Below are 13694 nucleotides of genomic sequence, written 5' to 3'. Positions count from 1 at the left end.
GGCCCTTTTCCTTTTCCAATCAGGTAGTTGACGATTCTTCATCATCGTAGAGCTCCTGGCCGACGGTTATTTCGCCCTCGAAGCCCTTTGATCCCTCAAGGGTCTGGATCCTGAACATGTAGCTCTTGTACCAGTTGTAGCCCGGCATGACCTTGAGCGGGAGAAGCCTCCATGCCCTCGTCTCCTCAACGTAGTCCCAGTTGACGTACTCGTTGAAGTTCCTGATGATGTCTGTGATGACCACGTTGAACTCGTTGAGGAGAACCCTCTGTATGTCCCTCCACTTGTCAATCGAGCTTTCCCTCCTCGTTATGCCGAAGTAGCCGGCGCAGCCAGGCCCCTTGAGGGTGGCTATTCCCCTTCCGATGAAGGAGCGGATGGCGTAGACTGTCTCTGGCGGATCCGTGACGAAGGTGTCGAACCTGCGGAGGGCGTAGTCCGGGAGGGGCTTTCTGAGGTCGAAGGTGAATATCTCGATGTTCCCGTAGCCTATCTCATCGGCGGCCCTCTCTATGAATTTCGTAAGCCTCTCGTCGATATCTAAAACGGCTATGCGCTTTGGAAGGCCGCTGAGCATCAGCGCCACACTGGTTAAGTCATCATCGCCGAGGACGAACACCTCTTTGTTCTCAAGGTCGCCCCTGCTGTGCATAAAGGCGACCCTCGCCACGGTAGTCTCGGGGGTAACGTAGGCCTGGTCAAACTCGTGAAGTGGCTCGGGTCTGTCCTTCGTTAGCTCCCTGAACTCCACGAGGAGCTCCGAGAAGGCGTCCAGCTCAACCGTCTTGCCCTGGCAGTGGCGGCATGTGTAATCGGCCCTCGGACCGATGCCATATTTCTCAACCAGCTCTTTGCCCTTCTTCGTAAGGGTCACCCGGTCGTCCTTAAAGGTAACGTAACCGAGCTCATACAGGGCTGTAACCACCGCAACGACGAGAGGAAGCGGCTCCTCGCTGAGGTCAACGACCTTCCAAACGTCCCCGCTGGCCAGAATAGCGCTCAGAACGTTCTCGACGGTTCTCTCATAAACGGGAATGCTCGTCTTCTCCTTAACCCTCTCGATTATCTCCCTCATCGCAAGCACCTCCAGAAGGATTTTACGCGGAAAGGAGTTAGGAGGGCCTCTTTTAAGGTTTTCCCAGCGGTATTGACTGACCATCCATAATGTTTTTGTAAATTCTTTGCGGAGTCATAGAGGTGACGGAAATGTTTGAAGCCATCATTACAAGGCTGTTAAAACTTAAGGCACCGAGTACTCGAAAACTTAAAATTCCACTTGCAGGTATCAGAGCATTTAAAATTATCCTAGAATCAGAGGAAATTTCCACTCCGGAAGTTGCTGTCGAGATAGCTGTGGCAGAGTTCTCCAGATATTCTGAAGGGGATCCTCAAGTGATCTCTGATTTCAAGAAAATTCTTGTCAGAGAATTTTCAGGGGTCACTAATGCTAAACTACTCAAGAAAAAAGCCAAGGCCCTCAAAGAAATATGGGAAATTGAAGCCAGAACGTTAGCCATCAAAAACAAACGGAATAAGTGGTTGTCGATCCGCGTTACTGAGGAAGAGTATAATTCAATTTCAAAACAGGCAGAGGAGGAGGGGTTGGACATATCTAACTATATTAGAAAGAGACTGGGGCTGGAATATAGATCGTGAATATCATGTTACACCAAAAATTTTATATTTATGTTGCACGTAATTTTATCGAATGCCTTATTAGGGCATGACCAAACTAATAGTTAGGAGGATGTACTTGATGGCAGAACCCATCCTTAAGTGGGCCGGAGGAAAGAGACAGATACTTCACGAAATCGTTGCGTTAATGCCCGAGGACTTTAGAAATAGAACGTTCCACGAGCCTTTTTTTGGCGGCGGTGCGGTAACTTTTTGGATGGAGCCCAAAAAGGGGACTATAAACGACATAAATCCCAAACTCATAAACTTTTACATTGTCGTCAGAGACTACGTTGATGAACTAATTGAAGATGCAGAAAGGCACAAAAACGAGAAAGAGTACTTCTACAAGGCCCGTGCTGAGTTTAATAAGATAGTCAGAAACGGATTTGAGATTCCGAATATCAGACTAGCGAGCCTGTTTTTGTATCTGAATAAAACCGCTTTTAATGGACTTTACAGGGAGAACAAGCGGGGGGAGTTCAACGTTCCATTTGGCAGATATAAAAACCCTAAGATAGTGGATGAAGAACGACTCAGAAAGGCGAGCGAGGTTTTGAGAAATCTAGAGATTTACAACGAAGACTTCACGTATATCCTAAAAGTCGCCAAGCCGGGGGATCTGGTTTATTTTGATCCCCCCTACCACCCGGTTTCAGAAACCGCCAGTTTTACTAGCTATTCGAAGGAGGACTTCAGCAAAGAAGACCAGGAGCGTCTTAGAGATGTTTGTCTTGATCTCCATGAGAAAGGAGTCTACTTCATCCTGAGCAACTCCTATGTAAAGCCAGTTCGTGAGCTGTATGAGGGAATTGAGGGGTTTGAAATACTCAAGATCTACGCAAAGAGGCCAATAAACTCAAGAGCTGACCGCAGAGGTGAAGTGCCAGAGATGCTTGTTACAAATGTTCCCACAGAATTACGAGTGGGTCGTGAAAGAGCAAAGCTTCTCGTAAACAACGGTAGACTATGGACCTTAGTGACTTCTAAGTCGCTTGTTGAATATTTAACTATTGCAGAGCGATCTACTTAAAAAGTTCCACCATCTTTTAATATTTGGTGAGGTTCGTGAGAGTAGATGATATTTTTGAGATAGTCCAAAATTTAAAACCTGCAGAAATAAAGGAGACCCAAAAGACCCGCAGGGTCATTAAAGAAGGAGGAAGGGCCTTGTTATATTCTGGTTCCAATGGAACCAAGGTCTACGTTGTCAGAACAGACAGAATATGCCCTGGAGATTTTAAAGTGGTTCTCCAGCCTAAAGGGAGAAAAGAATTTGCTCCGACACATGTCAGGTTGTTCTTTGACCTTTACCTTAAACGGATAAGTGACGAAAAGCATGCAAAGATTGTGTTTTTGGCATTTGAACGAATTAATCATGGGGAGGACATAAATAAAGTTCTAGGCGACGTTCGGGGCGTGACTTTCTCGATGGAACTTGATCCCTCCGATGTGTCAGTTTTCTATGGATCATTATTAATGGCTGAGCAGGATTGGAATTACGGTAGTTTGGGATGTAAAGAAAGCAAACTTGATCCTCCTCGAGAGTTCCTTATGCGGTTCATACGATGGATCGCACAGAGTGACTATGGCGATATAGACAAAATAATAACAACTGCCGTCCGAAATAGGCCAGCACCGAAAAGATATGGTACTCCTCTATTTGAGCTTTGGAGAAGTTAAACCATCGTACTCTCTTGGAATTTTTTGATTTCCTCTTTTTCTCCCGGTTTTCTAAACACAAAAAGATGTTCATGTGCAATCAAATAAAAATCCCTCTTCCGCGTTTTCCAGGGTTCTGTACCCCGCATATGATGCTGAACCTTAATAATGTTCTCCTTTAATATAAATCCCGTTTCCAAAAACGCTTTCATGACTCTAAAGGCTATAGGAACGTAATGTCGGTGACTTCTAGTGTCTCCCATTAAAATAGCCGCGTATTTTCCGGGTTTGAGCACTCTATAGAACTCCTCAGCAACTTTTTTCATTTCTGAAACAAACTCGTCTATTGATCTAACGTTGGAAAGATCCCCCTCCACACGAGAACGTGCTCTTTTTGTGTATCCAATGATGTTAGCATAAGGGGGATGAGTGGCTATTAGATCTACGCTTTCGTCTTCAATTTTGTCTAATTTTCTTGCATCGCCGTAATAGAGACGAATTTGAGGTTTCACCCACTCAATACTCTCTTTTAGTCCGAGGTAGAAGCTTAACGTAGGCTGTGCATCCTTGAGGGGATCATACTCAAAATTCAAGCGATCCCACGCAACCATTAAGGCCTCATAATTTATGTCAACACCAATCCCATGTCGCCCCAGGAGCTTGCACTCTATCAGCGTCGTTCCGCTTCCTAAGAACGCATCTAGAACAACATCCCCCGGTGTTGTGTACTGTAATATTAGATTTCGTGGAACTTGGGGAGCCCAATTTCCTCTGTATCCTGCATTTGCATGGTGAGTTGCCCATTTTCCCCGTTCGAGGAAGCTCCATACTGTCGTTGTTTCAAGCTTGAAGTTTTGAGGTTGAAACGTTTTGATTGGGATGGGTTTTCCAATCTCTATTCTTTGATCCTCTATAATGACGTGATCGTGTTGTTTAATGAACTCTAAATATTCCTCAAACGAAACTTCTCTCATTGCCAGCCCCCTAATTGATTAAGAAGCAAACATTAATAACAGTTATCCCGAAGTTTACGAGGATGATGATTCAGCCAATAAAAGAAGATTTCGTCAAAAGGTATCGCCTGCAGTACAACCTTGAGGCCCTCGAGGGGGTTAGGGGAGAAATCGGAGAGATAGCTTATTCCCGCCTGAAAGCTTTGATAGAATACCGCCTTTACGGGAAGGAATTCGACCGCTCCCCAACGGGAGTAAAAATAGCCCTTGCCTTTTCAGCTGGCTCCGACAGCACCGCCTCGCTGAAAATCCTCCGCTGGGCCGGCTTTGACGTGGTTCCAGTTACCGCGAAGCTACCTCAGATGGATGAAAAGGTAATAGAAAAGGCCAGGAGCGAGGGGGCAATCCTCATAGAGGTTCCCAACTACCTCGAGGCTGTAAACGCCCAGATGGAGAAGGGGGCGCCGATATGCGGGAAGTGCCACTCCATGGTCATGGAAAGCATTGAAGACTACGCACGGGAGAGGGGGATAAAAATCCTCGCCTCCGGCGACCTTCTGAGCTCTGGCTTAATCTCAATCTACCGCTCCAGTAAGCTCGTGATCCTCAACCTTCCGGCCTTTTTGGAGCTCGACAAAGCGGAGATAATAGAGCTCATAGGCGGGAAGTACGAGCTGAGCTTTGGATGCCCTCTGCTCTGGGAGGCTTTCAGACGTTACCCTGGCATCAAGCGCTTCGCAATCCAGCGCGTCCTCCGCGAGCTCAGGGCAAGGGCAATAACCCCAGAAATAGCCGAGGCACTCATCAGGGACATACTCACCCGCTAATTCCCACTTTTGACCCAAAAGGTTTAAATCTGTCTTTCCAAACTCCCGCAGGTGAGGTTAATGCTCACGAAGGAAGAGGTTGAGAAGGTCGTTAAGGGCATAGTTGAAGATAAGTTCATCAAAGCCATTGAGGTGGACGAGAGGGGCAACGTCACGGTTACCCTCGCTAAGGACACGCCCAACATAGACAACGTCCTCATAAAGCTCCACTCCGAGATTGGAAAGCTCGAAGGGGTTGGCCTTATAACCGTAAACCGCGAGCGGGAAGAGAAGGCGGGCGAAGGCCAAAACGTTCAGCTCACGAAGGAACTGATATTAGAGAGGCTTAAAGAGGTAATAGACCCGGAGGTAGGCCTCGATGTTGTTAACCTCGGCCTGATTTACGAGCTCGAGATAAGGCCGGACAACACCGTTTACGTCAAGATGACGATGACGACTCCAGGCTGTCCCCTCACGATGTGGATTCTAAGGGCAGTCGAGGACAAGATACTCGAGATTCCGGGGGTTAAGGATGCCGAGATAGAGCTCACCTTTGATCCCCCCTGGAGTCCGGACATGATAAGCCCGGAGTACAAGAAAAAGCTTGGCCTCTACTGAACTGATCTGTCTTTCCCAGCACATTGAAGTTCATCTTTCCTTTCCACGAATTTTGTCCCCGCAGTCTTTTTCCTGGCGAAAAGTTTATATTAGCCCAGGTTCATCTAAACCCGGTGATGTTCTATGGCGTGGAAGGTAACGGTTGACCAGGACACCTGCATTGGGGATGCCATCTGTGCAAGCCTCTGCCCGGATGTTTTCGAGATGGGCGACGACGGAAAGGCCCACCCGATAGTCGACACCACCGACCTCGAGTGCGCCCAGGAGGCCGCTGAGGCCTGCCCGGTCGGCGCTATAAGCCTCGAAGAGGCCTGAAGCCTCTTCTTTTTCCTTTCTCGTCGATTGTGTGGGTTTTTAAGTGTTCGTGGCCGGTTTACAGTGCCGGCTCTGCTTTTTGGGTTTGATAAGAAACGAAAGGTAGAAAGAAATCACTCGAGCGTCAGGTTGAACCTTTTGGCCTGCTCCAGCACGTACTCCCTTATCTCCCTCGCCTTCGGAAGCTCGGCGACTATCTCGCCGTTTTCTATGAGTGGTTTAAGGAGCGGCTCGACCTTTGCCCCGCAGACCGGGCAGTGTTCAAGCTTTCTGTCTGCAGGAACGCGGTGGTAGTGGCCGTTCTCACAGCGGTAGACCTGCTTCCTCCCGCTGAACTTTCCCCGCTTGGCTATGGGCTTTCCTTCAACCTCCACTATGTCGAGGGAGAAGTCTATCGGCTTCGCGCTGGCTATGGCAGAGCCGACTCCGAAGGCATCGGCAACGTCAACTATCTCCCTTATGCTCTCCTCGTTTAGACCCCCTGAGACGAAGATCTTGACCCAGTTGTAGCCCCTTAAATCGAGCTCCCAGCGAACCTCTTCCACTATGCGCCTGAAGTTGCCCCTCCTTGAGCCCGGCGTGTCCAGCCTTACCGCGTTTAGCCTCTCGCCGAGCGCCTCGGCGGCCATCAAAGCCTCAAACTTCTCGTCACAGAAAGTATCAACCAGGGCAGTCCTCGGGGCCTCCGGTTCAACCACCTCGTCGTAGTACTTCCAGGCCTTTACCTGGTCACCGACGGTTATGATGAGGGCGTGGGGCATGGTTCCTGCGGGCTTTTCGCCAATCATCTCTGCTCCAAGAACACCGGAGACGCCGTCGCAGCCCCCTATGAAGGCCGAGCGGTCTATCATCGGAGCTATTGCAGGGTGCATGTGCCTTATGCCAAAGGAGTAAACCGGCTTGAAGTTTGCCGCCATCTTAATCCTCAACGCCGCGGTGGCTATTCCGCTGGCCTGGCTGAGCATCCCGAGCAGGGCCGTCTCATAGACTCCAAACTCCTCGTAGTAGCCCTCTATCTGGAGAACCGGCTCGTAGGGGTGGAATACCGTCCCCTCGGGCATGGCGTAAACGTTCACGGGGAGGCCTTCGAGAAGCTTTGCAACCTCCTCAACTCCAGCAAGAATACCCCACCTCCAGCCGTTGGGGAGGGAAGTGGTTGTAACGTCGGCGAAGACCTTCCTGTGGATGCCCTTTTCCTCCAGTATCTTCTTCGTCCTGATGAAGTAGACGTCAGTCGTTTTTCCAGCCTTTATATCCTCCTCGTGGGCGATGTAGAAGTCGCGCATTTCCACCACCATTTGAATTATGCAAAAGGGAGTTTAAGGTTTTCCTCAGAGGGAGAAGGGGAGCCCGACCTTTTCTCCCCTCTCGATTTTGTGGAGCTCCACTCTGTAGGCCTCAAGGGGCCTGTCCTCCACATTAAGGTAGCCCGCGAAGGTCTTTGGTTTTTTCTCAAGCCCACCAAAGAACTCGGCGTAACGCTTGTCCCTGACGATGTGGTGGTCGAGGACTATCTCGGCGTCCGTCTCGCGGATTACCTCGTTGAGGTTTTTGATTCCGGTCTCCCACGCACCGGAAGCCCTGGGGCCGAGGTATGTGGGCGGCCCGCCGGTTACGAGCAGGTCCGGGTTTTTGGCAATTATCCACTCAACGGCTTTTCTGTTCAACAGCTGTATATCGCTGGCATGGACTACACTCTTAGAGCCGTCATCGACGAGAACCATCACGACGAAGCCAAGCTTCGAGCCTTCGCTCCCGTGCGGGACTGCTGGAGAGAACTCAAGCCTAACCCCGCCGACGTCAAAGGTTCTCCCGTCGGCAAACTCTATTTTCTTCGCTATTGGCTCCGCGCTTTTGAGAAAAGCCCAGGCCCTCTCCCTCTGGCTGAAGTTGATGTTCTCCCGGGGATGCTTGACGAAGAGGAGCTTTCCACCGTAGATCTCCCTCGCGTATTCCTCGCTCGAGCTCTCGTAGAGGCCCTCGAAGAAGGGCGTATGGTGGTCGTAGTGGTAGTGGGAGACGGTCACCACGTCCGCCCTCCTCGCATAGCCCTGGAGCTTCCTCCTCATATGCTGAAGGGTCTCCAGCTCTATTTTCGCCGGGGGAAGGCCGTAGCGCTCCGGCCCGAGGGCGACGCCCGGGTCGATGAGGATTTTTAGGCCAGATGCTTCCACGAACGTCGCCAGGCTTCTCACGCCGAGGCTCTCGCTTGCTATGGGGATGACGCGCATCTTATCACCTGGGTATGGTTGAGCTAAAGGTTTAATAAGCCCTCTCCATTAGTGAAAGTTAGCCGATGAAGAGTGTCATCCCTCCTGATCCGAGATGATGACATTATCCCCACCTGAGGTGGTCCGATGTTTGGTTTCAGAAGGAATAGAGAAAGGCACGGGCCCTTCGTATACCTGAGCGAGCCGACTTTCCTGTACCACACCAGAACGGAGAAGGCCATAGTGGAGATTATAAGGGAAAAGCTTGACTCCACCAACGTCCTCGTGCCCTCAAAATACGGCCTAAAAGACACGAGCGAAAGAATTAAAGAGGCCAAATACTTCGTTGCGGTCGCGCCGCTCGGCAAATTTACCTCGCTCGTCGGCAGGGAAGTGAAGATGGCCCAGGAGCTCGGCGTCGAGGTTTTCACCCTTCTCATCGCCAGGGAGGAGGATGAGCTCGTCTACCTCTGGGTCGAGGGCATCCCGGAGGAGGTGGAGTGGCTCTCGCCCGAGGAGACAGAGGAGTTCATGAAGACATTCCTCAACAGCGAATTCATCGACTACATGAAGAACGCCTTTCTGCTCGGCTCGAGAAAAAGGGCATGGTAACAAAAGAAAAGCTCAAGCTCCGGCCTTTCTCTTCCTTTCTATGTAATCGCATATCGCCTTTGCCGCCTTCTTTCCGTCGCCCATCGCTAAGATAACCGTCGCCTCGCCCCTTATCGCGTCTCCACCTGCGAAAACCCCGGGAATGCTCGTCATGAGGTTCTCATCAACGACGAGCGTTCCGTCGGGGTTGACCTTCAGCCCGGTAGCCGCTTCGCTTATTATCCTGTTGGGCTCGAGGCCTATCGCTATTATCACGGTGTCAGCTTCAAGGGTCACGTACTCGCCGGTGCTGATTATCTTCCTCTTGCCTTTGGAATCCCTCTCCTCGAGAGGCTTCATCTTCTCGAATTTAACAGCCTTCACCCTCCCGTTTCCGTCGCCTATGAACTCCACGGGGTTGAGGAAGAACTCGAACTTCACGCCCTCCTCTTCAGCATGCTGGATTTCCTCGATACGGGCCGTCATGTCCTCCCTTCCGCGGCGGTATGCTATCGTAACTTCCGCGCCCAGCCTCAGCGCGGAGCGGGCGGCGTCCATTGCCGTGTTGCCAGCCCCAATAACGATGACCTTCCTACCAACGGCTATAGGAGTGTCATACTCCGGGAACTCGTGGGCCTTCATGAGGTTGACCCTCGTCAAGAACTCGTTGGCGCTGTAAATCCTGTCGAGGAGGATTCCCGGGATGTTGAGGAGCTTTGGCGTTCCAGCACCGGTTCCGATGAAGACCGCGTCGTACTCCTGAAGAAGCTCCTCCAGCGTTACAGTTTTCCCGACGACATGGTCGGTGAGTATTTTAACGCCGAGCTTCCTCAGCTTGTCGAGTTCCTTCTCAAGTATCTCCTTGGGGAGCCTGAACTCTGGAATTCCGTAGACTAAGACTCCGCCAGGCTTGTGGAGGGCCTCGAAGATTGTAACGTCATAACCCAGCTTCGCAAGCTCACCGGCGCAGGTGAGTCCGGCGGGACCGGCCCCGACGACGGCAACCTTACCCTTCCCGCACACCGAAGGCTTCATCTCCTCAAGGAGCTCATCCTCTATGCCGTGCTTCCTCGCGTAGTCGGCAACAAAGCGCTCGAGCTTGCCAATGTTTATTGGGTCGCCCACTTTGCCCATGACACAGTTCATCTCACACTGATCCTCCTGCGGGCAGACCCTACCCGTTATCGCTGGGAGGGTGTTGTCAGTCCAGATTATCCTCAAAGCTTCCTTGACGGCCCTGTCAGGGTCATCGCGGTGCTCAAGGAGTTTTCCAATGAAGCCAGGAATGTTGATGTGAACGGGACAGCCCTTGATGCAGGGCGCATACTCGGGCGGGCACTGCAGGCAGCGCTCCGCTTCCTTCACTGCGGAGGCAAAGTCATAACCGAGGTTGACCTCAACGAAGCTCTTAACGCGCTCCTCAACGGGTCTCTCAGGCGTTGGGACGCGCTCCTTGATGAGCTTCCTTTTAACGGCCATTCAGATCACCCCCTTTGCCCTGAGCTTCTCAAGATACCTCTCCCTGGCCAGGTTCTGCTGTTCGACGAAGCGGGAGTCCCTCCTTATCACGTCCGCCCAGTCAACCTTGTGGGCATCAAACATTGGGCCATCCCTGCAGGCGAACTTGATCTCGTTTCCGTAGAGTATCCTGCACGAGCCGCACATCCCTGTCCCGTCGACCATTATCTGCCTGACGGTGACGATTGTGGGGATTCCGTAGGGCCTCGTCAGCTCGGCCAGCTTCGCGAGCGTCCCGAGCTTCCCGCCGGCGAAGACTATGTCCACCTTGTCCTTCTCTATGAGCTCCTTGACCACGTCCAGGTAGTGGCCCTTTCTTCCAACGCTACCGTCCTCGGTGGTGAGGTAGTGCTCATCAGCCACAGGTTTCGCCAGGAACCTCTCCGGGTAAACGTTGTCCCTGTTCTCGAAGCTCTGTATTGCTATCGTGTAGTTGCCGGCTTCCTTCATTGCCTTAAGCGTGGCGTAGCACTCCGCCTGGGCACAGACGGCATCGGCCGCGAAGACAACGTTGCCGTAGTATTTCACATCAATCGGCCTTCCGAGCGGGCCCGCGATGCTTACTATCTCGTCTCCCACCTGCTTCTCGTACCAGAGCTTGAAGGTCGTGACCCCGTGGCGCCTTACGAACATGCCCACCTTTCCGTCCTCGGCGTAGTAGACCGACATCGGAACCCTTTCGCCCTTCTCGTCAGCAATCAAAACGACGAACTGGCCCGGCTTCCAGGAACGGGCCACGTGGGGTGCTTCAACCTCCATGAAAAAGTCAATCGCGGAGAGGTTCTCCTTCTTTGTTATCCTATACCCCATGGTGCACCACCCTGTGCATGTGGACAGCGTTGTTCACCACAAGTTTGAACCTCGGGTTTATACGGCTTTCTTAAACCAAAGGTTTGGAACCGCCCCACGCTAAGAAGGCGGGAGATTGCCCCTTCAGAGGCGTTTAGGAAGCTTTTTAGGGTGCATCCCCAAGGCGTTGGGGGTGATATGCGATGGTGAACATACCTAAGAGCCATCCACGCTACTGGAGCCTCTACTACAGGGAGAAGATTATCGGGGGAATGGAGAAAGGCATGACCGCGAAAGCGGGCCTGATAGCCCACGGCCGCGGCGAGGCCTTCGACTACATAATCGGAGAGAAGACGATAGAGCCAGCTGAAAGAGCCATGAAGGCCGCGGTGGCTAAGCTCCTTCTGGCAGAACATCCGGTCATCTCAGTCAACGGGAACGTCGCCGCTTTAGTTCCAAAGGAGACCATAGAGCTCGCCAAAGCCCTTAACGCAAAGATAGAGATAAACCTCTTTTACAGAACTGAGGAGAGGGTTAAGGCCATAGCAGAAGAGCTGAGGAACTATGACCCGGAGATAGAGCTCCTCGGCATAAACCCGACGAAGAGGATTCCGGGTCTGGAGCACGAGCGCGGGAAAGTTGACGAGAACGGGATATGGAAAGCTGACGTCGTCGTTGTACCCCTCGAGGACGGGGACAGGACGGAGGCACTGGTGAAAATGGGCAAGTTCGTGATAACGATAGACCTCAACCCGCTCTCGAGAAGCGCCAGGATGGCGGACATAACGATAGTGGACAACATCGTCAGAGCCTACCCGAGGATGATTGAGCTCGCCAGAGAAATGAAGAACCTTCCGAGGGAAGAGCTCGAAGGGATTGTAAATGGTTACGACAACGGAAAAACCCTGAGCGATGTTCTGATCCACATGAGAGACAGATTAACCAAACTGGCCGAAGAAGGGGTATGGAGGCGGAAAGAGCTTTAGACTTCTTTTTCCGTTCTTTCCGCAAGTTTTCTGAGGCTGTTTATAAGCTCGGGTTCCCCTTCGATCCTCGAGACTATCAGCGGTATCCTCTCCCTCTGGGCCAGCTTTACAGCCAGCTCATCCAGTTTTTTGACCCCGTGGAGGACTATAACAGCCGGTTTCAGACCCTGAACGCGCACCGCAACCATGGGGCTTCTTCCGGTGCTGACCTTCGTAAAGACCAGGGCCCTCTCGGTTGTCCAGCCGTAGAGCTTGAGGAACTCCTCGCTGCTCATCTCAAGTATGGCCTGGATGCTGTCGACGACGGTGTAGCCGTATATTACCCTGTTCACCGCTTCCTCGCAGGCGACGACTTCGCCTTTAACGGCTTCGATTAGCTCTTCAACCGTAATTGGAACTGCAAACTCCCTGATGTCGAGTATCGCTGATGTCGGCAGTTCAACGTCTATCGTCCTGCTGAAGGCCCTTATCACGTTGCCGCCGCGCGCCTCATCGATCTTTAGAAGGGCCTCGACAAACTTCTTTATCGTGCCCGCACCGGGGCTCTTTCTCCTCCCGCCCTCGTAGTCGCTTATCACCGAGGAGGAAACGCCGAGGTGCTCCGCCAGCTCCGTCTGGCTTACTCCGAATATCTCCCTCCACTTTCTCATCGTTTTGCCGGGGTCGGAGGAGAGGGTTATTTCGCCCGCTATTCTTCTCGCAAGGGCCTCTTTCTCTTTCTCAAGCATGGCACTGGTTACAGTCAAGCTGTTATAAACCTATCGTCAATTGCAGAGAATTCAAAGGTTAAAACCGAACTGTGAGAATCAAAACACGACGAGAAAGGTTATGGAGCCCCGGGCGGGGTTTGAACCCGCGACCTGCCGCTTACCAAGCGGCCGCTCCACCAGGCTGAGCCACCGGGGCGTCGATTACATCATGAGGTCAGGCATTTATAAATTTTTCTCTCGCCCGATTTTCTCCACGAGTTCTTCCAGGACATCCCTGAACCTGGCGGCGTCTACCCACTTTATTCCCATCTTCTGGGCCCACGTCAGTATTCCCACATCGGCAGACACTATTACCGCGTCAAGCTCTTTTGCCAGCAGGATAAGTTCAAAATCCTCTTTGCTATCAACAATGCCCTCACGAAGGGCCTTTCTGTAGTTTCTCCTTAACTTCTGGATGATTCTATCGACGTTGTCTGTCTCAAGGACGCTCTCCCTAACGGCTTTTTCCGCAACCCGGAGCCCCTTGTCAATCCTCCGGCGAATATCGTCTATTAGCTCATAGACAACGAAGGCCGGTATCTTGATGTTGTGCACATCGGGGGGCTTTTTGATGATGTAGAGCTCGATGTCGGGTGAGACTTCCTCCACATCTACGAAGTTCATGACCTCCCGGTATATTCCGGCGGGCATGTAAAACTCAACTCTCCCAAAGAGCTTCCCGGCATATTCAAGAAAAGCCTTCATGGCACTGGTCGGATCGCTTCCAAAAGAGGAGCGTATCTCGGGGTTTACAAAGATGCTGGTGTCCAGGACGAACTTTATCAGCGCCATGTTCACCACAAGGTTATTATAAGCCCCGGAA

General features: G+C 51.7%; 16 protein-coding genes and 1 tRNA gene. 8 read left to right on the top strand and 9 right to left on the bottom strand.

Annotation, left to right across the window (positions count from 1 at the left end):
- Positions 1 to 19 precede the first annotated feature (19 nt).
- A complete protein-coding gene (gene bpsA, locus ACZ47M_RS09110; protein ID WP_315341652.1) occupies positions 20 to 1075 on the bottom strand; it encodes a N(4)-bis(aminopropyl)spermidine synthase in 1056 nt (351 codons plus the stop codon).
- Between the two features lie 131 nt (positions 1076 to 1206).
- On the opposite strand from bpsA, the gene ACZ47M_RS09105 reads away from it, so the two are divergent.
- The 3 genes from ACZ47M_RS09105 (at position 1207) to ACZ47M_RS09095 (ending at position 3357) form a co-directional block, all read left to right on the top strand.
- Entirely contained in the window at positions 1207 to 1656 is a 450-nt protein-coding gene (locus tag ACZ47M_RS09105; protein ID WP_315341655.1) for a plasmid mobilization protein, read from the top strand.
- Between the two features lie 91 nt (positions 1657 to 1747).
- Positions 1748 to 2707, top strand: a complete 960-nt coding sequence (locus tag ACZ47M_RS09100) for a DNA adenine methylase (protein WP_315341657.1) — start codon at positions 1748 to 1750, stop codon at positions 2705 to 2707.
- Positions 2708 to 2733: 26 nt separating this feature from the next.
- Positions 2734 to 3357: a hypothetical protein gene (locus ACZ47M_RS09095; protein WP_315341659.1), complete on the top strand. Its 624-nt coding sequence runs from the start codon at positions 2734 to 2736 to the stop codon at positions 3355 to 3357.
- Here the strand turns inward: ACZ47M_RS09095 and ACZ47M_RS09090 are convergent.
- Entirely contained in the window at positions 3354 to 4310 is a 957-nt protein-coding gene (locus tag ACZ47M_RS09090) for a TRM11 family SAM-dependent methyltransferase (RefSeq protein ID WP_315341661.1), read from the bottom strand. The two genes, ACZ47M_RS09095 and ACZ47M_RS09090, sit on opposite strands and share 4 nt — an antisense overlap.
- Before the next feature lie 65 nt (positions 4311 to 4375).
- On the opposite strand from ACZ47M_RS09090, the gene ACZ47M_RS09085 reads away from it, so the two are divergent.
- The 3 genes from ACZ47M_RS09085 (at position 4376) to ACZ47M_RS09075 (ending at position 6028) form a co-directional block, all read left to right on the top strand.
- Positions 4376 to 5116 carry an ATPase gene (locus ACZ47M_RS09085; protein ID WP_315342231.1) on the top strand — a complete coding sequence of 247 codons (741 nt, stop codon included), beginning with the start codon at positions 4376 to 4378 and terminating at the stop codon, positions 5114 to 5116.
- Between the two features lie 60 nt (positions 5117 to 5176).
- The gene (locus ACZ47M_RS09080) at positions 5177 to 5713 is read left to right on the top strand and encodes a metal-sulfur cluster assembly factor (RefSeq protein WP_315342233.1); all 537 of its coding nucleotides are present in this window, start codon (positions 5177 to 5179) and stop codon (positions 5711 to 5713) included.
- Positions 5714 to 5836: 123 nt separating this feature from the next.
- On the top strand, positions 5837 to 6028 hold the full coding sequence (locus ACZ47M_RS09075) for a ferredoxin (RefSeq protein WP_010480178.1): 192 nt from the start codon (positions 5837 to 5839) through the stop codon (positions 6026 to 6028).
- 113 nt (positions 6029 to 6141) lie between these two features.
- On the opposite strand, the gene ACZ47M_RS09070 is transcribed toward ACZ47M_RS09075, so the two are convergent.
- Complete coding sequence (locus ACZ47M_RS09070) at positions 6142 to 7314, bottom strand: nicotinate phosphoribosyltransferase (RefSeq protein ID WP_315342236.1); 1173 nt, start codon at positions 7312 to 7314, stop codon at positions 6142 to 6144.
- Positions 7315 to 7359: 45 nt separating this feature from the next.
- The gene (locus ACZ47M_RS09065; protein WP_315341664.1) at positions 7360 to 8259 is read right to left on the bottom strand and encodes an MBL fold metallo-hydrolase; all 900 of its coding nucleotides are present in this window, start codon (positions 8257 to 8259) and stop codon (positions 7360 to 7362) included.
- Between the two features lie 126 nt (positions 8260 to 8385).
- Here ACZ47M_RS09065 and ACZ47M_RS09060 point away from each other — a divergent pair, with 126 nt between their 5' ends.
- Positions 8386 to 8850, top strand: a complete 465-nt coding sequence (locus tag ACZ47M_RS09060) for a hypothetical protein (RefSeq protein WP_315341666.1) — start codon at positions 8386 to 8388, stop codon at positions 8848 to 8850.
- A gap of 12 nt (positions 8851 to 8862) precedes the next feature.
- Here the strand turns inward: ACZ47M_RS09060 and gltA are convergent, their stop codons facing one another.
- Both gltA and ACZ47M_RS09050 read right to left on the bottom strand, forming a co-directional pair.
- Positions 8863 to 10308 (bottom strand): NADPH-dependent glutamate synthase, encoded by a 1446-nt coding sequence (gltA, locus tag ACZ47M_RS09055; RefSeq protein ID WP_315341668.1) that lies wholly within the window; start codon positions 10306 to 10308, stop codon positions 8863 to 8865.
- Positions 10309 to 11157: a sulfide/dihydroorotate dehydrogenase-like FAD/NAD-binding protein gene (locus ACZ47M_RS09050; protein WP_315341671.1), complete on the bottom strand. Its 849-nt coding sequence runs from the start codon at positions 11155 to 11157 to the stop codon at positions 10309 to 10311. It lies immediately after the preceding gene.
- Positions 11158 to 11339: 182 nt separating this feature from the next.
- Here ACZ47M_RS09050 and ACZ47M_RS09045 point away from each other — a divergent pair, with 182 nt between their 5' ends.
- The gene (locus tag ACZ47M_RS09045; protein ID WP_315341674.1) at positions 11340 to 12122 is read left to right on the top strand and encodes a 4-phosphopantoate--beta-alanine ligase; all 783 of its coding nucleotides are present in this window, start codon (positions 11340 to 11342) and stop codon (positions 12120 to 12122) included.
- Here ACZ47M_RS09045 and ACZ47M_RS09040 read toward each other — a convergent pair.
- The 3 genes from ACZ47M_RS09040 to ACZ47M_RS09030 all read right to left on the bottom strand — a co-directional run bounded on the left by ACZ47M_RS09040 (position 12119) and on the right by ACZ47M_RS09030 (position 13663).
- Positions 12119 to 12850 (bottom strand): helix-turn-helix domain-containing protein, encoded by a 732-nt coding sequence (locus tag ACZ47M_RS09040; protein ID WP_315341676.1) that lies wholly within the window; start codon positions 12848 to 12850, stop codon positions 12119 to 12121. The genes ACZ47M_RS09045 and ACZ47M_RS09040 overlap by 4 nt on opposite strands.
- 101 nt (positions 12851 to 12951) lie before the next feature.
- Positions 12952 to 13028, bottom strand: a tRNA-Thr gene (locus tag ACZ47M_RS09035).
- A 26-nt stretch (positions 13029 to 13054) separates the two neighbouring features.
- Positions 13055 to 13663: an RNA ligase partner protein gene (locus tag ACZ47M_RS09030; protein WP_315342238.1), complete on the bottom strand. Its 609-nt coding sequence runs from the start codon at positions 13661 to 13663 to the stop codon at positions 13055 to 13057.
- Positions 13664 to 13694: the final 31 nt, after the last annotated feature.

The sequence above is a fragment of the Thermococcus waiotapuensis genome (genome assembly GCF_055384795.1).
The sequence above is the reverse complement of the archived record's forward strand: the minus strand, read 5'-3'. Positions and strand labels throughout refer to the sequence as shown.